The organism is Rhodococcus sp. GA1 (assembly GCF_024321955.1).
Classification (GTDB): Bacteria; Actinomycetota; Actinomycetes; order Mycobacteriales; family Mycobacteriaceae; genus Rhodococcus; species Rhodococcus pyridinivorans.
Genome location: NZ_CP097186.1, coordinates 2,990,994 through 3,012,714, shown reverse-complemented (window position 1 = coordinate 3,012,714; position 21,721 = coordinate 2,990,994). Strand labels below are relative to the sequence as shown.

Below are 21,721 nucleotides of genomic sequence, written 5' to 3'. Positions count from 1 at the left end.
AACGACGCATGAGTGACCGCCGCGACCGGTTCGATATCCAATCTCTGGCGCACGCGAAACCACTGAGCCTCCAACCCCGGGGAACTGAGATCGTCTTTACGCGGTTTCTAGGCGTGGACGGGGCCCCATAGTGAGGTCCGAGCAGCTTGTCTGCGCTGCTACGAAGATCCGCGCCAGTGGCGTCCGAGGATGAACGAGGCCCCTGACACACGACTCGACCGTGCAGCACTTCGTACCAGCTCTCTCGACGCTCTCGAGCGCAGCACACGCTAGCGATCAGGTCCCATCAGACATCCCGATAATCGGCACACCCAACTGACGTTTGTCGCGGCCAGCTCACAGACATTTACCAGCGCTTCGCTGACCCGACGATCACCTCCGCCTGGTCAACCGAAGCAGCTCACAGCCGCCTCAGCCCGCCTCCCGGCTCAAAGCACCCGAAATCAGAAGGAGCATGATGACTTCCACCCGCAGCTTCATCGACGAAATCACCATCGAGGAGCTCGAGGCCGATCCATACCCGTTCTACGAGCGCCTCCGCAAAGAGGCACCCATTGCCTACGTTCCCGCCCTCGGCATGCACATCGTCTCGACGAAAGAACTGTGTGCTGAGATCTCCAAAGACGACACAACCTGGCCTGCGGTGATCTCCGCTGCCGGCGGCCGCACCTTCGGCCCTCAGGCATTGCTGAATACCAACGGAGACGAGCACCGCAACCTGAGGGAAATGGTCGAACCACACCTGCAGCCCTCAGCCGTCGACAAGTACATCGACGATCTCGTCCGACCGTTTGCGCGACAGCGCATTGCCGAGTTCGAGAACGACGGGCACGCGGATATCGTCGCCGCCTACTGCGAGCCGGTGAGTGTCCGCGCACTGGGCGACCTGCTCGGTCTCGGGGATGTCAGCACCGAAAAACTGCGCGAGTGGTTCCACAATCTGAGCGTGTCGTTCACCAATGCGGCAGTCGACGAAAACGGTGAGTTCGCCAACCCCGAAGGGTTCGCCCCCGGCGACCGCGCCAAAGCGGAAATCATCGCGCATGTCGACCCGAAGATCGACAAGTGGATCGTCGAACCGGACCATTCAGCCATCTCGCACTGGCTGCACGACGGGATGCCGGAGGGCCAGACCCGCAGTCGCGACGTCATCTACCCCAACCTGTATGTCTTCCTGCTCGGAGCAATGCAGGAGCCCGGTCATGCCATGGCCACGACCTTGGCCGGACTGTTCAGCCGACCGGACCAGCTCGAACGTGTCATCGACGATCCGACTCTGATCCCCCGCGCCGCATCCGAGGGCATGCGCTGGGTTGCCCCGATCTGGTCCGCCGCGGTCAAGCGCGCCGCGAGAGAAGTTACCGTGGGCGGGGTCACGCTTCCTGAGGGTTCAATCGTGATGCTGTCGTACGGTTCGGCCAATCAGGACGAAAACGCGTACAACGCCCCCACCGAATACGACCTCGATCGTGCCCTGGTGCCGAACATGACCTTCGGCGGCGGAAAACACGCATGCGCCGGAACCTATTTCGCCAATGCAGTCGTCCGAATCGGACTCGAAGAATTGCTCGAGGCAATTCCGAACATCGAACGAGACGAAACCCACGAGGTGGACTTTTGGGGATGGGGTTTCCGCGGCCCCAAGCAGCTGTTTGTCGAATGGGAAGTGTAGGCGACTTCGACCTCACCCCTCCTGAATCATCTGCACAGATACGGCGAGCATCGGGAACACCCGAGGTTATCGATATTGAATTGGAGCGCTACCGGAAATGTCTGATCAATATTTGGTCCGTATAGAGGGAAAGAACACGGACATTGCCGTTGAAGAAACCCAATCCATTCTCGATGCTGCCCTGCGGGCCAACGAGTGGCTGCCCCACTCGTGCACTCAGGGAACCTGCGGGACATGCAAACTCAAGGTGCTGCGCGGTGAGGTCGACCACCGTCAGACCCCGGAGTACACCCTGACCGTCGAGGAAAGGGCCGAAGGACTGGCTCTGGGGTGTATGGCCACTCCCCGCTCGGACTTGACCGTCGAGCCGCTCGGCAACGTCAGCGATGACGGCGTGCCTCGTCATCCTCTACGCGACTATGAAGGCACCGTCGTCGTGTTGGACGACATCGCTGCCAACACGCGCAGACTGGTGATCGAGTTGGACACTCCGATGCAGTTCAATGCCGGTCAGTACGCCGAACTCATCGTTCCTGAGCACGCAGGGGCGCGGCAGTACTCGATGGCTAATCCTCCGACCGAGACTCGGCGGCTGGAATTTCACATCAAGCTCACCGCGGGCGGGTTGTCGACCGATGGGTGGATCTTCCGCTCAATGACGCTCGGGGAACGAGTCTCGCTGCGCGGCCCCCTCGGGCAGTTCAATCTCGTCGCGAAACAGGATGAACCGGCGATCTTGATCGGCGGTGGGACGGGGTTGGCTCCACTGAAATCGATCGTCCAACACGCCCTCGTCGAGGACCTCGTCCCAGAACTGTTCCTCTACCACGGCGGCCGCCGGCGGGAAGACCTCTACGATGTCGAATTCTTCCGCGATCTCGAACACCGGCACCCGCATTTCCACTACCGACCCGTTCTCAGCGAGGAGCAGTGGGAAGGGGCAACCGGGCTGGTCACCGATGTCGTGGTCAGCGACTTTCCCTCGTGCAAGGGGATGAGCGCATTCCTTTGCGGCCCACCCGCGATGGTCGATGCGGCAGTCAAGGCACTCAAGCGCAGGCGTATGGCTCCTCGATTGATCTTCCGCGAGGAGTTCGCCATCACGCCCGCAACCAGCACAGCGCCGGCAGTGCTCTGACCTTCAGGATCCACCACGACAAGAGTCTGGGGCAGCGCGTATGTACTCGCTGCCCCAGACTTTGTTCGTTGCCAGTTCATTCGCCCGGGGACGTAACCCGCAGATCTTCCGCAAAGCTGGACCCGAAGGCCGTTCTGCAACCCCGCCCCCGTGAACCGCCGAGCATGCAAGAACCCCAATTGCGCGACTTCAGTGACGTCGGCGGATGCACGGTCCTGCGCGGTTAGGCGTCACCGTATCCAGCTCGCGTCCTCGGATGTTCCGAGTCCCGATTTATCGAGCATGGCAAGTGGCGGGAAATATTGCCTTCAGCCCGAGTAATCCGAGGAGGCTGGCTCGCCCGGCAGCTCGCTCTGCGCTCTGCTGCAGTTCACCAACGGCATCGGTCCATCAGTCTTGACCACCGTGTTCACAGGCAATCGCCCCTCCGAACCAGGGGCGGCCATCACCCCGGCCTTCGTCACAATCCTTGGTATCGCGACTGCCGGCCTTTTTCGCAGTCCTACCCCTGCCCGCCACAGCTCTAGGCGAGCACAAGCATCTCGTACAGGCCAGTTCTACTGTGCACCAGAGCAATGCACCATCGAATTCGACAGTATGTCTTCACAACTGATGCGGGATACCCACACGAGACATCCTCTCGAGGTCGAGAGCAGACTCGACAGCCTCGATATCAACGGCCTCCATAGGGCGACCGGTCAGCGCTTGCAGCACTACCTCGAGATCGCGTGCGGTCACCGATTCGGTCGTCGAATCTGATACTCGATAACGAATGGGATATTCCATGACATCTCCTGACAGGATAGGGAGACAAGACATCTGGTAGCACTGCTCAACGGACCCAGCTGGGCTGCGACGGTATCCCTGCGAACTTCGCCATCAGCGCCAGCATCCCTTCCCAGGGTGGAGTTGACGCTCAATGCCGTCATCCCGAACCGACACCGATTTCCTTCACAGCAGAGGAAGAACTCGACCGCCCCGGACCTCATTCGAGACCACCCGCCGATGGACATCGCCCCTCAGTCCGTCGATTCGACTACACCAACGGCAATTCTGTATGGGAAGCGCTCCTGTACACACAAAGGTCTCCGATGTGGAGAGTTGTTCAACTCGCTGTCCACATCGGAGACCTCAGGCTCTCAACAACAATCACACGATTGCGGTTGAGCGGGTGCACGATCCCAATCAGGCGGGCGAACCGGAAACCGCCCGCGAGTGGTCGATGTCGTCCGGGATGGCCTGCTCGGCAGCAGCCACATCCGGATCCTCGATCGGCGCGCCGGGACCGAAGTGGGCGAACTTCTCGATGTGCTGATCCAGCGCGAGCGGATTGGGAGTGCCATACGTAAAGTACGTTTCCCACGGCAGCTTCGCACCGCCAACAGCGAGACCGGTATCGATGTCGGACATCTGCCAGGTCTTGGTCTCAGCGTCAGGATCAAGATGCAGATAGCCGGCTTCACCGAACAGCTCGATACGGTTTCCACCGGGCTCGAACACGTACAGGAACTGCCCCTGGGTGATGCCGTGCTTATCCGGACCAGCCTCGATCTGGATGTCATAGTCACGGAACATCTCGACCGCGTCGGCCAGGTGCTGTCCGGTGCCGTAGTAGAACGCTACGTGATGAAGCTTGCCGTTCCCACCGGTCATGTCGCGCATACAGGCAACTTCGTGACCGAGCAGGTTCGAGCTCATCCACGCCCCGATTTCGACGTTGCCGTCGACGACACGTTCAGTGGTCCGGAACCCGAGGTGCTGCTCGAACGATTCCTTGAGCGCGGTGACATTCGACGCCATCAGGTTGAGGTGATCGATGCGCTTGACCGGAATACCCGACAGCGGCTTCTTGGAAGGACGCGAAAGGATCTTGCTCTGCAGTGCCGTCGGGGCGACGTACTTCTCGACCTCCCACAACAACTGCAGGTTGTGTCCATCCGGGGACTGGAACTCGAAGGTCTTGCCGTAACCGAACTGGTCCTCGCTCCACTTACCGTCGACGTTGCCCTGCTCGAGCGATGCCACCCGACGTTCGAGTGCTTCCGGAGAGCTCGCGCGCAGCGCGGCGTGACCCATTCCTGCCTCGGGTGCCTCGGTGACCTTCAAGCTCCACTGGTACGGATCCTCGTAGCCTCGAAGGTATACGGACTGACCCTCCCGATGAGTGACATACATGCCGAGGAACTTGGTGAAGAAGTCGAGCGTCTCCTGCGGCTTGGGAGTGAACAGTTCGGTGCGGGCGAGATGCGCGATATCGAATCGAGCAGTGAGTTCGGTCATGGCTACTCCTGATCTGAGCTGTCCGGGCGAGCTGCACCGGGCCGTGGTGGTGACCACGAGCTTGCGGCGATGTAAACCAGGCAGTCGCTGACATCCGGGATAACCGAACAGGGACGTTCCCGACCGCGCACATGTTCAGGACCACGGGATTTCCGCCTTCCGACCAGCAACCCCTTCCTAGCGTCGAGCCCATTACCCGAGAGTTCAGGGAAGGCCGCACAGATGAGTCGATTGAAAGCTGCGATCGTCGGATCCGGCAACATCGGAACAGACCTGATGTACAAGTTGCTGCGATCCGAGCACGTCGATCCCATGTACATGATCGGTATCGATCCGACCAGCGAGGGGCTCGAACGAGCCCGACAGGAAGGCCTCGAGGCCTCCGCAAAGGGAATCGACTGGCTACTCAACCGGCCCGACCTTCCCGACGTGGTCTTCGAAGCGACATCAGCGAAAGTCCACGCCGCCGCTGCCCCGCGCTACGCCGAAGCCGGCATCCGCGCGATCGATCTGACACCTGCCTCAGTGGGCCCGTACGTGGTGCCGGCCGTGAACCTCAGCACGCACCTGGACGCGCCGAACGTGAACATGGTCAGTTGCGCCGGCCAGGCCACCATCCCGATCCTGTATGCCATCAACGAGGTCGCCGACGCGTCCTACGGCGAGATCGTCGCTGCCATCGCCTCGCACAGCGCCGGACCCGGCACCCGGCAGAACCTCAGCGAATTCAGCGAGAAAACCGGCAAGGCACTTGCCCAGGTCGCCGGAGCCGATCGCGCCAAGGCCATCTCGGTGATCAACCCGGCCGAACCGCCGATGAACATGCGCGACACGGTCTACGCCAAGGTCCGCAACCCCGACCCGGTCGCGATCGAGCGCGCGGTGATCGACATGGTCGCCAAGGTTCAGCAATACGTCCCCGGTTATACCCTGCGCCTGGTCGACGTCGACGGCGACCTGGTCACCGTCATGCTCGAGGTCGTCGGCGCCGGAGACTTCCTGCCCACCTACGCCGGAAATCTCGACATCATCACCGCCGCCGCTGTCCAGGTCGCCGACGTCATGGCCCAGCGCAATCTCGTCAAGGGAGCAGCCCAGTGAGTACCACCGCCACCACCGACGCACGTCGCAAGGTCACCCTCGTCGACACCACGCTGCGTGACGGCATGTCGTCGGTCTCGCACCAGTTCACCCCCGAAAATGTCGCCGACATCGCCCGCGGTCTCGATCAGGCCGGGATTCCGACCATCGAGGTCGCCCACGGCATCGGTCTTGGTGCGTCGTCGATCCAGTACGGCTTCGCCGCCGCCACCGACCCCGAGTACGTGCGCGCCGCAGTCGACGCCGTCGACAACGCCGACATCGCCGCGCTCTACGTGCCGGGCATCGCCACCCTCGCCGAACTGCAAGGCGCGATCGACGCGGGCATCAAGACCGTCCGGGTGGCGGTGCACTGCACCGAAGCCGACTGTGGCCAGCAACCGATCGAATGGGCCAAGGAACAAGGTCTGAACGTCATGACGTTCCTGATGATGAGCCACAAGCTCGAAGCTGAGCCGCTCGCCGAGCAGGCCGCCAAACTCGATTCCTACGGCGCCGACGTCGTCTACGTCGTCGACTCTGCCGGTGCCATGGTGCCGCAGCACGCCGGCGAGCGTGTCGCCGCGCTGCGTGAAGCGATCTCCGCCGATATCGGGTTTCACGCCCACAACAACCTCGGGGTCGGTATCGCCAACGCACTGACCGCCGCGGAGAACGGGGCGACGTTCATCGACGGGTCGCTGCGCGGGCTCGGTGCCAGCGCCGGCAACGCCCAGACCGAGGTACTGGCCGCTGCGTTCGAGCGGGCCGGATGGGAGACCGGCGTCGATCTGTTCCCGCTCATCGATACCGCCGAGCACGTCGTCGCGCCGCTGATGAAAGAACCGCAGATCGTCGACGAGACCGCCCTGATTCTTGGCTACGCCGGTGTCTACTCGACGTTCTTTCATCCCACCAAACGCGCCGCGAAGAAGTTCGGTGTCTCCACCCGCGACATCCTGCTCGAACTCGGTCGTCGCGGCGTTATCGGCGGTCAGGAGGACATGATCATCGACGTCGCCTCCGAACTCGCCGGCCGCACCTACGAACTCCCGGCTCGCGCCGGAGTCTGACACGGGAGACTGTCATGACCCAGACCCAGAACGCGCCGTTGACCACGCATGTCCGTCATCTTATCGGTGGCGAGTGGAAGCAGGCATCGGACGGAGCCACCTTCGAATCGATCGATCCGCACGACGGGTCGCTGCTCGGTGTCGTGCCCAAGGGCACCACCGAGGACGGGCAAGCCGCGATCACCGCCGCCCGCAACGCCTTCGACAACGGGCCTTGGCCGCAGATGTCGCCGAAGGAGCGGGCGAAGATCCTGCACGCGGTTGCCGACAAGGTCGACGAGCACCGCGAGGAGCTCGCCCAGCTCGAAACCCGCGACGGCGGTAAGGGCATCAACCAGTCCCTGCACGCCGAAATCCCGCGCGTGGCGCACAACCTGCGGTTCTTCGCCGACTACGCGTCGATGGCCGCCAACGAGGCCTACCCCGACGGGGATCTGCTGTCCTACGTGCTCTACCCGCCTGCCGGCGTGGTCTCGGCGATCAGCCCCTGGAACGCACCCCTGATGCTGGCCACCTGGAAGATCGCGCCCGCCCTGGCGTTCGGTAACACCGCAATCCTCAAACCGGCACCCCAAACCCCACTGACTGCACACCGCTTCGCCGAACTCGCACTCGAAGCCGGACTGCCCGACGGAGTACTCAACGTAGTACACGGTTTCGGTGGCGAAGCCGTCGCCGGCCCGCTGACCTCCGATCCGCGAGTCGACCGGATCACCTTCACCGGGTCGAGTGCCACAGGAGTCAAGATCCTTCAGGCAGCAGCACCCAACCACACGCCGGTCTCGGCCGAGATGGGCGGAAAGTCCGCGAACATCATCTTCGCCGACGCCGACCTCGACGTGGCCGTACCGATGTCGATCCGTGCGATCTTCGGCGGCAACGGACAGGTGTGCCTGGCCGGATCCCGACTGCTCGTGCAGAACAGCATCATGGACGAGTTCCTCGAGCGGTTCGTCGACGAGGCGAACAAGCTCAGCGTCGGCGATCCGAAGGATCCGTCGAACTTCATCGGCCCGCTCATCGAACAACGCCATCTCGACAAAGTCCACGGCTATGTCGAACTCGCGCAGCAGGAAGGCGGGAAAGCCGTCACCGGCGGCGCCCGTCTGACCGGCGACGCCCACGCCAAGGGCTTCTACTATCCCCCCACCGTCATCACTGGGCTGACCAATGACTCCCGGACCGCGCAAGAGGAGATCTTCGGGCCCGTCGAAACCGTCCTGGGTTTCGACACAGAAGACGAGGCACTGCGCATCGCCAACGACTCACGCTATGGCCTGGCCGGGATGCTGTTCACCCAGAACCTCGACCGCGCCCACCGGATGGCCGCGCGCTGGAAGGCCGGCACCGTATGGATCAACTGCTTCTTCGAACGCGACCTGCGTCTCCCCTTCGGAGGCGAAGGCGCCAGCGGCCTGGGACGTGAAGGCGGTCAGTACTCCCGCGACTTCTTCACCGAACCGCGCGCCGTGACCCTTCGGCTGCGCGGCTGATCCGGTCCTTCGACTCATCCACGTGGGCGGCCGGTGCAGTAGGTGCTGCACCGGCCGTCCCCGCTTCTCCCCGAGGAGTAATCACCCGTGACCTGCCCCAAGTTGTGTGTCGTCGTCGGCGCCACCGGTGCGATGGGCACCGAGTTCACCCGACGCCTGGTCCGTCGAGGCCTACGCGTGATCGCGGTCGCGCGCAACGCCGAAGACCTCAAAACCCTTGCAGCCGAAAACAGCCTGATCATCCCCTGTGTCGCCGACATCAGCGACGACAGTGCGATCGAGGCGATCTCCGCCTATGTCGACGCGCCGATCCGGATGGCCGTGTTCGCCGCGGGTCTGCCGGTACGTGGTTCCGCCGACACCATCAGCCCCGGCGAGCTTGCTGTAGGGGCGAACATCAAGGTCGGCGGGCTGGTACGGCTGCTGCACGCAGTCCGCGGCCAGCTGGTCCCCGGATCGCGATTCGTCGCCGTCGCCGGATCGCTCGGTTTCGAACCCGGCCCGCTCGACGCCGCGCCGGGCACCGTCAACGCCGCAGTGTTCAATCTGATGCGCCAGCTCAGCGCCCTGTACGGACCGAAGGGCATCACCACACACACCATCGCGCCCGGCCCGGTCGACACGCCACGGCTCCGCAAATTCGTCGAAACCGAAGCAGCCGAGACCGGCCGCGATCTCGACACCATTTGGGAGCGCTACCGCGCCAAGACCACGCTCGGCCGGTTACCGACGCTGGACGAGCTCGGCTGGATCCTCGAGATGCTGCTCGCCCCCGAGGCGAGCGTGCTGCACGGCAGCGTCCTCAACGTCGACGCCGGCACACGCCACGGCGTCCAGTAGAGCACCACTCCCGAAAGGCCCTCTCATGCCTGTTGCACATTTCCATCTGCTCGACGGACGGTTCACCGTCGAGCAGCGGCACCGTCTGCTTGTCGAGGCGAGCCACTGCTATTCGGAGGTTCTCGACTCCCCGCTCGAGCGAGTTCGGACCTTCATCGTCCGCTACACCACCGATGATGTCGCGGTCGCCGGCGCGGTTGCCTCCGAGAGCAGCACGGCTGCACCGTACTTTACAGCCATCGTGCTGGCGGGTCGTCCTCGCGCACAGCGCGAGGAGCTCGCGGCCCGGTTCACCGACCTGATCGTCGATGTACTCGGGGTGCCGCGTTCGGCCGTCCGTGGTCGGATCATCGAGGTGGACCCGGCGAACTGGTTCATCGGCGGCCACTCAGCAGCGGGGGTACGCGCCGACGAAATCGCCGCTCGCGCGGACAGCGGATCGTCCATCTGATCTACCCGACACCGCAAGGGGGTGGGATCGACCTTCGGCAATCCCACCCCCTGTCCGAGGGGTTTACTTCAGAACCCCCACGGGTCGTCGCGCAGCAACTCGAGCGACCGGAAGCTACCGGTGTAGAAGACGAGCGGATGTCCGTCGTCATACCACAGTTGCTCCACTCGGCCCACGTGCAACATGTGGTCACCGGCGGGATACGAGGCGTCCACCGAACAGGCCAGGTGCACCAGCGCGCCTTCGAGGAGAGGAACCTCCCGGCGCCAGACGAATCGCACCAGATCGGGTTGATGGGCAGCTCCTGCGAAGTGCAGTGACAACGGCTCCTGATCTGTCGCCAGGATCGAAACACCGTACTTGCCGGTCTTGTTGATCCGCTCGTTCATCTTGGCTCGGTTCGCGATGGATATCAGAACAAGCGGGGGGTCGAGCGAAACGGAGGTGAATGCGTTGGCCGTCATACCGTGCACCGACGCGTCGTCCTCGCTTTCGGCGGTGGTGACGATGGTGACGCCGCTGGCGAACCGGCCGAGGGCCTTCCGCATCTGTAGGGGTGTGACCTCGATCCCGCCGTTCGGGGTGTTGTCGGTCATGGTCGTGCTCGTCATCGTCGCGTCCCGTTCAACCACGCACGATCTTCAGATCATCATTGCTGATCAAGTCCGGACGTGTCCACCCGTCGACGTTGTACTCGGACATGCACTTCTCGGCGAAGCCCTTGAGCTCGGTATCCAGTCCCTGGGCCTGGTAGGCGAACAATGTCTGGAAGCGGACGGCCTCGTGGTCGCCACCGTAGTTGCGCTCGTACAGCTCGTGCCGACCTCCGAACTCGGTGCCCACGGCATCCCACAGCAGCTTGAGCAGCTGCACACGATCGATCGCGGTGATGCCGTTGGACCCGCGCACGTACTGGTCGAGGTAGGGCCGGATGTCGGGGTTACCCCAGTCGCTCGAATGCGAATTCAGGTAGATCAAGCTGCTACCGAGCGTCTGCTGGATGATCTCCTTGATCCGCGGATAGCCCACCCCCATGAACGTGCGATAGGCCAGACCGTAGTTCAGGTTCGGCTGCACAGCCCCGTTCACCCACTCATCGGGAGACTTGGCCATCGCATCCGACAAGCCCCAGAACATATCGCGCCAGTTGAGGATCTCGCCGATCTGCATCTGGACACCACGAAAATTGTTGGTACCTGTCGTCTCCACCGCCTTCAGAACACAGCCGGCGATGAAGTCGAGCTTGACCGCCAAGCGTGCACAACCATGGAACATGAACCGAGCCATGAACCCGGACTTCGTCACAAATCCGTTCGTGGTGTCCGCGTCATAGGCAAACACGTTCTCCCACGGAACCAGCACACGATCGAACACCATGATCGCGTCGTTCTCGTCGAAGCGGCTCGACAAGGGATTATCGAACGGGCTGCCCATCACTGCAGCGTTCATCTCGTAGGACGTCCGACAGAACAGCTTCAAGCCCGGCGAGTCCATCGGAACAGTGAAGATCAACCCGAACTTCTTGTTGCGCAGCGGAAGTCCATAATGGGCGATGAAATTGGCATTGGTGATCGCAGACCCGGTCGCCACCACTTTGGCGCCGGAAACGATCACGCCGGCGTCGGTTTCCTCCACCACATGTACGCAGATGTCCGCGGTCTCGTCGGCAGGCTTATCACGGTCGATGGGCGGATTGACGATCGCGTGATTGAGATAGAGCACCCGCTCCTGCGCCTTCTTGTACCAGTCGAGTGCGTTCTGCCTGTACTCACCGTAGAAGTCCGCGTTGGCACCGAGGGTCCCGAGGAAAGATGCCTTGTAGTCGGGCGACCGGCCCATCCACCCGTACACCTCACGTTGCCACGCGACGATCGCGTCGCGGGACAGAAGAAGATCGTCGGAACTGTGGGCGGTCTTGAAGAACGGGTGCGTGAATCCACCGTTACCCGTATCGGTCGGCACCGCCAGCACCCCCTGGGCTTCGGGGGTATGAAGCGCGTCGTACATCCGAGCGATCGAGCGAACCGAATTCCGGAAAGCCGGATGAGTCGTGACATCCGGGACACGTTCTCCGCGGAAATACACTTCGCGTCCATCCTTCAAGGACTCGATGTACTCCGCGCCGGTCATCGGCCGGACATCGTTGGGGGTTCCGGTGGAGGTCTCGAGAATAGTTGGCGTCGTCACGTGCTCACTCCTGTTGTCGAGCTCAGACCGAGACGGTGTTCTCGGCCGATGCGAATCCAGGCGCCGCTCCGAGGCAATTCCGCACTCGACGGTCCGTACAGAGCCAGCTCCCTGTGACACGGAACACTAGATTCCGGAGGTACCGATAAACATGACTGAGCGCGAACGATGGAGTGACTCCACGCGTAAATCCACCAAACCCACTGTGGTATCTCTCGATACGCGAGGACTCGACTCCGCGGAAGGCCGTAATCTGTGGGCGAACACAGTCGGCACCCTCTATTGCGAGTCGGACGTGGCATGGCCCAATCCACGCCAACCGTTCATCGCAGAATGGGGCGGTCATCCCATCGGAGAACTGCATGTCAGCACGATGCGCGCGGACGTCCACTCGGTCATCCGTTCGCCGGCGATGGTGCGTTCGGACGACGCGGGAGACTTCCTCGTGTTGGTGGTGACCGACGGTAACGTCCGCGTCACCCAAAACGGACGCAGCGGAGTTCTCGAGCAGGGATCGTTCGCGTTACTGGACTGCGCCGCCCCGTTCGAATTCGAAGCCGAGTCGAATTTTCGTCAGGTCGTCATCGACACTCCCAGACCCCTGCTCGAAGCGCGGTTACCCCAGCGAGTACTCGAGCAGGGAACCGGGCTGCCCATCAGTGGGATCTCGGGAACGGGCCGACTCGTGAGCAGGTTCCTCCTCGACGTCGCCGAACAGGACCGGACACTGCCGACGAGGTCAGCGGTCTCGATATCATCCGTCGCTCTCGACCTGCTGGTCACCGCCCTCACCGACAGCGCCACCGAGACCGACCCGACGAAGATCAGTCACGCGCGTGATCTGGCCGAAGTGCAGCGGATCGTCGAGCGACAGCTACACGATCCCGCTTTATCACTATCCAGGGTCGCTGCAGAAGCGGGGATGTCTGTGCGACACATTCAGAACCTCTTCCGTGAGCAAGGCACGGCCCCTCGCGCCTGGCTGTACCGCACACGGGTGGAGCGAGCACGTAAGTACCTCCTGAGCACCGATCTGACAGTCGCCGAAGTGAGTGAGCAATCAGGCTTTCGCGATGTGTCCCACTTCAGCCGCACATTCCGCGCCGCATACGGTTCCAGCCCTGGCCGTTATCGAACCGAACACCGCTGACCTACACAGGTGGCCCGATTCGCTCCGGGTCACCTCCCCGGCTCATGCCGACAGTCGAGCCGGTCCTGCGCCCTCTACCGCGAACTCTTCCGTCGAGACAGTTCGCGAGATCGACACCAGATGCATGCCGACTACGCGGACGTAGGACACGGGTGCTTCGCGGCGAAGTCGAGCGTCATGGGGTCCGGTCGGTGTCACTCCTTCAGGTGATCCAATCGCCCCAGGCGGAGCAGCGCGGGTCACGATCTACTCCGTTCGGGACGAGTGCGGACGCGGAAGCTGTGGGCGTGACTCCGGGGAGCGAATACCTCCTATATTCGAAGCCGGTGTGATCTGCAACACTAAAATATGGAGGTGAGCAGCGACATGACCGACAGTGCACAGAACAATGACTCCGATTGCACCGACAAGGCCAGCGCCAAGGTCGTAATCAGCACACGCGAGCTCGAATCGAGCGAGGTACGTTCGCGGTGGATAGACACACTCGACTCGACATACTGCGAACTCGACGTCGACTGGCCTGACATATCGGACTCGTTCGGGGCGGAACTATCGGTGCGTCCCTTCGTCGACGTCACAGTCAGTGTCGTACGCGCAGACCCACACACAGTAATCCGCACCCCGAACATGATCTCGTCCGATCCCAACGACGACTACCTACTGTGCTTGATCACGAGCGGTACAGCGGTCATCGGTCAACACTCTCGGTCCGCAAAGCTCGAAAGCGGGGCGTTCGGAATCCTCGACTCATCGGCGCCGTTCATCGTCGACGCCCAGACCGAGTTCGAGCAGATTGTCGTCCGCGCGCCGCGCGCGGTGTTTGCGCCACATCTTCCCCTGGAAGCCGTAGCGGAGATTACCGGTGAAGGTTTTTCCGGCCGCAGCGGCATCAGCCGATACGTCTCTCGCCTATTCGTCGACATGGCAACTGACGACTCCCTTCTTTCGCCCAACTCCTCAGCCTCCGTTGCCGCGTGCGCGATGGACCTACTCGTATCCGCCATCAGTGAACGCACAACTCCGTTCAACACCACCAAACGAGTTCACAACAAGGACTTTCGAGTCATACAGCAGGCAATGCAACGACACATGACAGACCCCGACTACTCGATCAGCGACCTTGCAGCCGAACTGGGAATGTCCGTACGGTACATCCACAAACTATTCAGCGCAGCAGGCACGACACCACGCACATGGCTGAATCAACAACGGCTCGAGCGAGCTCGCAAACTCTTGCTGAGCACCGACGCCACGATCTCTACCATCAGCGTCCGCGTAGGTTTCCGCGATGTCTCGCATTTCAGTCGAGCGTTCCGACGTCGCTTCGGGACCAGCCCACTGCATTTCCGCATGCAGCAACTCGGCACCAGCACCAGCAGCGACAACAGGTGACCAGACCGCCACGTTCTGACCTGTAGCCGTCATCGTGTATCCAATAGCGGTTTTCGAACTCCCGCAACGGTGTTCAGCAACCGCCGGCAAGCTGTTGAGCAATCTCGTCTACCCGGCGTGCTGGCGCGTCCGCAAATCGGACGCGCCAGCACCAGCGTTGAATCTCGTCGACTCCCTCGTAGATTTCCGACGATCTCGCCTGCAACGTCCAACCGCAGCCATCTGCGACGTTGCTCGTCTGTCCCCGGTCAAGGCATTGCCGGCGACGACGTGCCGTCGTCATAGCGACTCCCCGAACGAGAAAAGGAACAGGGCAGTCCGCCCCAACTCCGGTCTACGTGTCCCTTGCACTCATCGTCTTGTCCCGACTCGCTTGCATTGACACGAGAATCGTTCGGGAGAATCAAACGAAAGTCATTGAGCAGGAGATCGTTCTGCAATCGTCACATCACCGGCGGCAAAGTGAGTAGCCGGAACTTCACGCAGCACCACCCGAATGTTGCTCAACGGCGCGTCCACGGCCCGCTGGGCGGCAAAGGTGAGTTCATGTATCAGTGCGCGGAGCTGTTCGGGCGAACGCCCTGCGGAAATAGTCACCTCGATGAGCGGCATCATCAGCCTCCTGACACATTTACGGTACCGAGATGAGTGAAGTGAGCAGCGATCCGCGCCCCCGGCCGGACCGGAACCGCATCCGTCATCCCCCCGGTGAGGATCACCCAGCCCGGCTCGATTGCCAGGCCACGCTCGGCGAGGGTGTTCGCCGCGAAAGCCAGCGCCTCCGCCGGATGGCCGTGCACAGCAGCTCCTGTCGCCGAATCGACGATCTCTCCGTCCACTTCGAGCAAGCAGGCTTCGAGACCGAGGTCCAGCGAGTCCGGCCGCACACTGATGGGACCGGTGACGTACCGGCCGGACGAATTGTTGTCCGCGACAGCATCCATCATGGAGAACTTGTAACCCGAGAACCGGCTGTCGATGATTTCGATCGCACCGACCACATGGTCGACCGCCGCGAGCGCAGTCGCCGCCGAGACCCCGGGCCCTTCGAGTCGACGTCCCATGACGAACGCAATCTCCGGTTCGGCACGCGCGTGGATCATCTTCTCCCGGGGCACCGGCTCACCGATCGGAAGGATCATCGCGTCCGTCAACCACGCCGTCGACGGCGAGTCGACTCCCACCTGACGCTGCTTCGCCTTGGAGGTCACACCCAGTTTGACACCGGTGACCCTCTCCCCCCGCGAGATCCGCATTTGCAGCGCAATATTCTGAGCCTCATATGCCGCGGCCAGATCGAGACCGTCCCATTCTGCGAGAATCGACGTCTGCGCGACGCCGCTATCCTCCGCTCGTATAAGAACATCGGCCACTTTGGCCGGGCTCCATAGTTGCTCGGTCACTGTTCGTCCTTTCCGCCGAGCACGGCGGTGACGGTGCCGAGCCCACTGATAGTCGCAACGATGGAATCGCCGGGTGCGACAGGATACGCACCGGTCATCGAGCCGGGCAGCACCACGTGCCCCGGCTCGAGGGTCACGCCGAGCGGACCCACCGTGTTGGCCAGCCACACCAGCGCACTGAGCGGTGACCCGAGAACTGCGCCACCGGCACCGGTTGCGACGAGCTCGCCGTTGATGTGCAGGTTACAGCCAGCCAGACGCAGATCCAGCTGGTCCAACGAGACCGGGCAACTGCCGAGTATGACCCCGCCGGATGAAGCGTTGTCGGCGATGGTGTCGAAAATTCCGATCTTCCAATCCTTGATCCGCGAATCCACGATCTCCAGCGCAGGCAGGACGAAATCCACTGCCCGCGCTGCCTCTGCGGCAGTCACGCCTGGGCCGGCCAGTGGACGACCAAGGACGAATGCAATCTCCGGTTCGATACGCGGTTGCAGAAATGTGCCGCTGGCGATGGGATGGTGCTCCAGATGAAACATGCTCTGGGTGAGATGCCCGAAGTCGGGCTGGTCGACCCCCATCTGTCGCTGAATTGCTCGCGACGCGAGGCCTACCTTGTGTCCCTTGACTACATCGCCGGCCGATGTCCACTGCTCTACTTGCGCCTGCTGGATGCGGTATGCCACTTCTAGGGACGCGTCGGGATACTCGGGCGTCAGCGGGTCGATCGGCTCGGCGGTGCGATACGCGTCGAGCAGACGATCCGCTGCCTTCTGAACAGCAATATCCATAGTTCCTCGGTTGTGTCGTGCGGTTGATACAGATGTCAGGACGCTCGGGGACAGCTACCGACCGGCTCCAGCGATGGGTGGTTCCGGGATTCGAGTGGAACGATGTCCGCCGCCTCGGCAATAGAGCGAGTGATCTTGTTGGCGGCAGCGATCACAGCACGCTCGAGTTGAGCTCGCCGCGAAGCGAATCGGGTGGCCGGAACACTTATGCTCACTGCAGCAACCACCGAACCCATGTCGTCTCGTACCGGTGCGGCGACACAGTGCACCTCCGACACCGTCTCGCCCATGTCCACCGCGACACCAGCCATGCGAGTCATTTCGAGAGCATCGGCGAGCGCATGCGGACTCGTAGTCGTCGACGGTGTCAATCGACGTAACGGACGCGCTGTCAAGTACCGCTGCAATTCAGTCTTGTCGAGTTGCGCGAGCAGGACCTTGCCCACAGCTGTGGAGTGGGCATCGAGCCGGGTGCCCACTCGAGCCCCCTGCACGGTGATGTTGTGCGTACCGATCACCTTGTCGACGTAGAGGACACTCCAGCGTTCCATGATGGCCAGGTGTGTCGTTTCTCCATAGTTTTCGACCAGCTCTTCCAACACAGGAGCGGAACAGGACCGTACGTCCACAGTGCTGCGGAGTGTTTCCCCCAATTCGACGATGCGCCAGCCGAGCCGGTATCGGCCGCGATTCCGGCACTGCAACAACCCGGTGTCGACGAGACTGGCCAGCAATGCATGAGCACTCGACCGGGGCACGTCGATGGCCGCTGCAACTTCGGAAACACCCCATTCCGGACGCTGAACTGTGAACAGATCGAGCACCGGACCAATCTTTTGCACTGTTTGCAGACCAGCCACGCCGACAGCCACCTTTCAAAGTTCAATCTGGATGACGGTTGAGCAACCCCGTCGCATCGCTGTGAGGTGGAACACTAGGTGGCCGAGCAGAGAACGAACATGTCCTGAAGCGCACGAATGAATGACCTCGAGCGCACGAGTTCACGACCGACAGCCACCAACCGCGACCTTCGATCCCCCGAGGCGCACAGATATCTCGGCCCGCGTGTCGCTTCCCTCGTCTCCGCTGACCGGATCGAACCATGCGGTTCCTGCGGTTGTCAGCGGTCATGAAATTCCCCATCCGCAAGTACCTGGCCCCTGCGCTGGAGGCGGGGCTGCCCCCGGCGACGGCTACAGATTCGACGAGAACCTGTGGCGCGAGTTGATCGCGGTCTGGTTCCCCGAAGTGGTGGACCCGACGGCGCGGGCGGTGACCTGGCCGGCGATCGCCGCCCACCACACCTGGATCGAAGGCCAGCTCGACGAGTCGGTGACCGTAGCAACGATCGCGCAACGACTGCGCGACGACCACGGTGTCCCGGTATCGGAATCAACTGTGCGTCGCTATATTTCGGCGAGATTCGCCGATCGGGTCGCGGCGTCGAAAGCCACGATGCCCCGCGGAGCGGTCCCGCCGGGCGACGAAGGTCAGGTCGAGTCTTCGGTGATCAGGCCGTCGCCGCCGCGATGATCGACCGGATCGTCCATCACGCCGACGTGTTGACGCTCAAAGGTGCCGGCTACCGCCTTTGAGGACGCGGGATCGACAGTCTTCCCAGGATCAGAATGGAGAATTAGGCAGACTAGCCACACACCGACACGGTGCTCTCGTTCTCCACCGTCGCATCGGCCTCGAATTCAAGCGTTGTCGACACTCGACTCCCGTCTTGCTCTCTTCGTCCCATCCGCACACTTCTCTCCAATCAGCAGGGTTACGACCAATACTTGAACCCGCTGCGTCGATTCCCCCATTCCATGACGGTAGGCACCGTTCTGGGCGATACTGAGAAGTGCCCCGGACCGAGTAGAGGCCAGGTACATGCAGGACTCACGCAATCCTGACGCGACAATTCTCACTGCGGCCGAACCGCATCGGATGACACTGGGACTGCCCCTACGCAAAACCCCAGGCATCCGCGGCAGCGGCAGCACACGTCGAATAGGTCATCGGCACACTGAACTACCGCTGGACCGCGCCCGCGCCGCCGCGGGCGCGTGGACAGCTACACCATTAGGCTGGATCTTTGGATTACTCCACCGAGGCCGGCCGCCGTGTACCCGCCTCGATCTCAGCTTCTACGCGCCGATCTTCGGTGCCGTTGTCGGCGCTCCGTTCGGCCTGCTCATGCACGCATCACAGGACAGGGCAGCCAGCGCGACTTCACCTCGTTCCCAGTCCTTACGACCATGTCCCTACACAACCACGGCACTCCGAAGTCCTCGCCGACGTCGAAGTCGCGGACCGAGCCGTCCGCCGACTCACCGGGCCGGACCAATCGAAAGGAATGAATCATGGCAACTGCGGTAGGCATCGACTTGGGCACCACCAACTCGGTCATCGCAAGCTGGCAAGGCGGCGAACCGGTGGTGATCTCCAATGTCGAGGGTGCGCGGACGACGCCGTCGGTGGTGGCATTCACCGATAGCGGCGAGCGCCTGGTGGGTCAGCTGGCCCGACGACAGGCGATCCTGAACCCGAAGGGCACGATCTACTCGGCGAAACGCTTCATCGGACGTCATTTCGACGAGATCTCCGAGGAGGCCAAAGCGGTCAGCTTCGACGTCGTACCGGGCGACAACGGTGAGGCACGATTCGACGTGCGAGGTAAGAAGTACGCACCAGAGGAGATCAGTGCCCTGGTGCTGCGCAAACTCGTCGACGACGCCAGCAAGTTCCTTGGCGAGAAGGTCAAGGAAGCGGTCATCACCGTTCCGGCCTACTTCAACGACGCGCAGCGCAACGCCACCAAGGACGCCGGCCGGATCGCGGGCCTCGAGGTCCTGCGGATCATCAACGAGCCGACCGCGGCGGCATTGGCGTACGGCATGGACAAACAGACCCACGAGACCGTACTGGTCTTCGACCTCGGCGGCGGCACGTTCGATGTGAGCCTGCTCGATGTCGGCGAGGGAGTAGTCGAGGTTCGCTCGACGGCCGGCGACTCCCACCTCGGCGGAGACGATTTCGACCGGCGCCTGGTGGACTACCTCGCCGACGAGTTCCAGAGCGCGGAGAACATCGATCTACGCAAGGATCCACAAGCGCTGCAACGACTCTTCGAGGCGGCAGAGAAGGCCAAGGTCGAGTTGTCCTCGGTAACTCAAGCCCAGGTCAACCTGCCCTTCGTCACCGCAGACGCGAACGGCCCCAAACACCTCACCACCACGATCATGCGATCGAAGTTCGAGGATCTGACGGCAGATCTGGTGGAACGCTGCCTCGGTCCGGTAAAGCAGGCAATGAGTGACGCCAAGATCACCGCCAACGACATCCACGAGGTGATCCTGGTCGGTGGTTCGACACGCATTCCGGCGGTACAGGCACTCGTTCGCCGGCTCACCGGCGGTAAGGATCCCCACATGGGCGTCAACCCGGACGAGGTCGTGGCGCTCGGTGCCGCGGTCCAGGCAGGCGTGCTCAAAGGTGAGGTCTCCGACGTACTGTTGCTCGACGTCACCCCACTGTCCCTCGGCGTCGAGACGCAGGGCGGGGTAATGACCAAGATCATCGAGCGCAACACGACGATCCCCGCCCGACGCAGCGAAGTGTTCTCCACAGCGGAAGACAATCAGTCCGCCGTGGACGTCGTAGTCCTGCAGGGCGAACGCGAACGCGCCGCCGACAACCGGGTGCTGGGCCGGTTCCGGCTGGAAGACATCCGACCTGCGCCACGCGGCGAGGCGCAGGTCGAAGTCACATTCGATATCGATGCCAACGGCATTCTCAACGTCACCGCCCGTGACAAAGACACCGGCAAGGAGCAGAGCATCACGATCAGCGAACAGGGCAACCTCGACCAGAGCGAGGTCGAGCGCATGCTCGCCGAGGCCGAACGGAACCGGCGTGAGGACGAGGAGCTGCGCAAGGCGGTCGACGCACGTAACGCCCTCGATTCGGTTGCCTACCAGGTGGAACGGCGACTTGCCGAACTGGGTGACAGTGCGCCACCGCACGAGAAAGCGCGTGCCGAGATGTTGATCGCCGACGCGAGGAAGGCTGTAGAAGACGGTGCTCCACCCTCGGAGGTAGAGCCACTGACCTCGGAGCTGCAGCAGTTGCTCTACGGGCTTGCAGCGGTTCAAAACGGCGGCGAGGGATACCAGACCGGCGGAAGAGACGCTGCGTCGTCGGATGACGACGACGTGATCGACGCCGAGTTCGATCGGAGCTAAGGCACCTGATGGACAGATCTGCTGATCATTCGACGACCGAGCAGGCTACCGACCGTACTGACACGGACCAGACCGAGACGAGGCCTGATCACACCGATACCGAAGCCAAGCTGGCTCGACTCGAGGACCGCTGGCGCAGAGCACTCGCAGATCTGGACAACCTGCGCAAGCGGTATGCCAACGATCTCGACCGTGAACGCGCCGCGGAGACAGCGAGGGTATCGGCGGCGTGGCTGCCTGTCCTGGACAACTTGGAGCTCGCGCTGGCCCATGCGGATAGCGATCCTCAGGCCGTCGTCGAGGGTGTGAAGGCAATCCGGGACCAAGCGGTGCAGATACTGTCACGGCTCGGCTTCGAGCGCCACGACGAGGTCGGTGTGCCGTTCACCCCGGAACTCCACGAAGTAGTCAGTGTGGTGACCCAACCCGACCTTCCCTCCGGAACCGTGATCGAGGTCTTGCGGCCAGGTTACGGAGAAAACGGACAGCAGTTGCGTCCCGCCACCGTGGTCGTCAGCCGACCTGAGGAGTGAGCG

At 62.5% G+C, this 21,721-nt stretch carries 20 protein-coding genes and 1 pseudogene; 13 read left to right on the top strand and 8 right to left on the bottom strand.

Annotation, left to right across the window (positions count from 1 at the left end; genetic code table 11):
• Positions 1-457 precede the first annotated feature (457 nt).
• Entirely contained in the window at positions 458-1,672 is a 1,215-nt protein-coding gene (locus tag M3330_RS14315) for a cytochrome P450 (protein ID WP_255028914.1), read from the top strand.
• 97 nt (positions 1,673-1,769) lie between these two features.
• Complete coding sequence (locus M3330_RS14310) at positions 1,770-2,810, top strand: NADH:ubiquinone reductase (Na(+)-transporting) subunit F (RefSeq protein WP_019290748.1); 1,041 nt, start codon at positions 1,770-1,772, stop codon at positions 2,808-2,810.
• 603 nt (positions 2,811-3,413) lie between these two features.
• Here M3330_RS14310 and M3330_RS14305 read toward each other — a convergent pair.
• On the bottom strand, positions 3,414-3,596 hold the full coding sequence (locus M3330_RS14305) for a hypothetical protein (RefSeq protein WP_138941515.1): 183 nt from the start codon (positions 3,594-3,596) through the stop codon (positions 3,414-3,416).
• Between the two features lie 399 nt (positions 3,597-3,995).
• Positions 3,996-5,090, bottom strand: coding sequence for a VOC family protein (locus M3330_RS14300; RefSeq protein WP_039586482.1), 1,095 nt, complete (start codon positions 5,088-5,090; stop codon positions 3,996-3,998).
• Positions 5,091-5,312: 222 nt separating this feature from the next.
• Here M3330_RS14300 and M3330_RS14295 point away from each other — a divergent pair, with 222 nt between their 5' ends.
• The 5 genes from M3330_RS14295 to M3330_RS14275 all read left to right on the top strand — a co-directional run bounded on the left by M3330_RS14295 (position 5,313) and on the right by M3330_RS14275 (position 10,027).
• A complete protein-coding gene (locus M3330_RS14295) occupies positions 5,313-6,191 on the top strand; it encodes an acetaldehyde dehydrogenase (acetylating) (RefSeq protein ID WP_255025112.1) in 879 nt (292 codons plus the stop codon).
• Positions 6,192-6,256: 65 nt separating this feature from the next.
• Positions 6,257-7,243 (top strand): 4-hydroxy-2-oxovalerate aldolase, encoded by a 987-nt coding sequence (dmpG, locus tag M3330_RS14290; RefSeq protein WP_255028913.1) that lies wholly within the window; start codon positions 6,257-6,259, stop codon positions 7,241-7,243.
• 14 nt (positions 7,244-7,257) lie between these two features.
• Positions 7,258-8,736 carry an aldehyde dehydrogenase gene (locus M3330_RS14285; RefSeq protein WP_255025101.1) on the top strand — a complete coding sequence of 493 codons (1,479 nt, stop codon included), beginning with the start codon at positions 7,258-7,260 and terminating at the stop codon, positions 8,734-8,736.
• 87 nt (positions 8,737-8,823) lie between these two features.
• A complete protein-coding gene (locus tag M3330_RS14280; RefSeq protein WP_024102192.1) occupies positions 8,824-9,576 on the top strand; it encodes an SDR family NAD(P)-dependent oxidoreductase in 753 nt (250 codons plus the stop codon).
• A gap of 25 nt (positions 9,577-9,601) precedes the next feature.
• A complete protein-coding gene (locus M3330_RS14275; RefSeq protein WP_006551045.1) occupies positions 9,602-10,027 on the top strand; it encodes a tautomerase family protein in 426 nt (141 codons plus the stop codon).
• 68 nt (positions 10,028-10,095) lie between these two features.
• Here M3330_RS14275 and nphA read toward each other — a convergent pair whose 3' ends face one another.
• The gene (nphA, locus tag M3330_RS14270) at positions 10,096-10,623 is read right to left on the bottom strand and encodes an NADH-dependent flavin reductase (RefSeq protein ID WP_033098461.1); all 528 of its coding nucleotides are present in this window, start codon (positions 10,621-10,623) and stop codon (positions 10,096-10,098) included.
• 28 nt (positions 10,624-10,651) lie between these two features.
• Entirely contained in the window at positions 10,652-12,157 is a 1,506-nt protein-coding gene (locus M3330_RS14265) for a 4-hydroxyphenylacetate 3-hydroxylase family protein (protein ID WP_006551048.1), read from the bottom strand.
• Between the two features lie 208 nt (positions 12,158-12,365).
• Here M3330_RS14265 and M3330_RS14260 point away from each other — a divergent pair, with 208 nt between their 5' ends.
• Together M3330_RS14260 and M3330_RS14255 are read left to right on the top strand one after the other, a co-directional pair.
• Positions 12,366-13,364 carry a helix-turn-helix domain-containing protein gene (locus M3330_RS14260; protein WP_255025100.1) on the top strand — a complete coding sequence of 333 codons (999 nt, stop codon included), beginning with the start codon at positions 12,366-12,368 and terminating at the stop codon, positions 13,362-13,364.
• A 366-nt stretch (positions 13,365-13,730) separates the two neighbouring features.
• Positions 13,731-14,756 carry an AraC family transcriptional regulator gene (locus tag M3330_RS14255; protein ID WP_145690806.1) on the top strand — a complete coding sequence of 342 codons (1,026 nt, stop codon included), beginning with the start codon at positions 13,731-13,733 and terminating at the stop codon, positions 14,754-14,756.
• 414 nt (positions 14,757-15,170) lie between these two features.
• On the opposite strand, the gene M3330_RS14250 is transcribed toward M3330_RS14255, so the two are convergent.
• Genes M3330_RS14250 through M3330_RS14235 form a run of 4 tightly spaced genes read right to left on the bottom strand, consistent with a single transcriptional unit; the run spans position 15,171 to position 17,810 of the window.
• Positions 15,171-15,368 (bottom strand): tautomerase family protein, encoded by a 198-nt coding sequence (locus M3330_RS14250; protein WP_255028912.1) that lies wholly within the window; start codon positions 15,366-15,368, stop codon positions 15,171-15,173.
• Between the two features lie 2 nt (positions 15,369-15,370).
• Positions 15,371-16,159 carry a 2-keto-4-pentenoate hydratase gene (locus M3330_RS14245; RefSeq protein ID WP_255025098.1) on the bottom strand — a complete coding sequence of 263 codons (789 nt, stop codon included), beginning with the start codon at positions 16,157-16,159 and terminating at the stop codon, positions 15,371-15,373.
• Positions 16,156-16,950 (bottom strand): 2-keto-4-pentenoate hydratase, encoded by a 795-nt coding sequence (locus M3330_RS14240; protein WP_024102200.1) that lies wholly within the window; start codon positions 16,948-16,950, stop codon positions 16,156-16,158. Before M3330_RS14240 ends, M3330_RS14245 begins: the two co-directional genes overlap by 4 nt.
• A gap of 35 nt (positions 16,951-16,985) precedes the next feature.
• Complete coding sequence (locus M3330_RS14235) at positions 16,986-17,810, bottom strand: IclR family transcriptional regulator (RefSeq protein ID WP_033097545.1); 825 nt, start codon at positions 17,808-17,810, stop codon at positions 16,986-16,988.
• 205 nt (positions 17,811-18,015) lie between these two features.
• On the opposite strand from M3330_RS14235, the gene M3330_RS14230 reads away from it, so the two are divergent.
• The 4 genes and pseudogenes from M3330_RS14230 (at position 18,016) to M3330_RS14215 (ending at position 21,718) form a co-directional block, all read left to right on the top strand.
• Entirely contained in the window at positions 18,016-18,483 is a 468-nt protein-coding gene (locus M3330_RS14230) for a hypothetical protein (RefSeq protein ID WP_255029075.1), read from the top strand.
• Positions 18,438-18,545 (top strand): annotated as a pseudogene (locus M3330_RS14225) (ATP-binding protein); the annotation flags it as partial. The gene M3330_RS14230 and the pseudogene M3330_RS14225, both read left to right, overlap by 46 nt.
• Positions 18,546-19,304: 759 nt before the next feature.
• On the top strand, positions 19,305-21,185 hold the full coding sequence (gene dnaK, locus M3330_RS14220; RefSeq protein WP_039584650.1) for a molecular chaperone DnaK: 1,881 nt from the start codon (positions 19,305-19,307) through the stop codon (positions 21,183-21,185).
• A gap of 8 nt (positions 21,186-21,193) precedes the next feature.
• The gene (locus tag M3330_RS14215; RefSeq protein ID WP_200358825.1) at positions 21,194-21,718 is read left to right on the top strand and encodes a nucleotide exchange factor GrpE; all 525 of its coding nucleotides are present in this window, start codon (positions 21,194-21,196) and stop codon (positions 21,716-21,718) included.
• Positions 21,719-21,721: the final 3 nt, after the last annotated feature.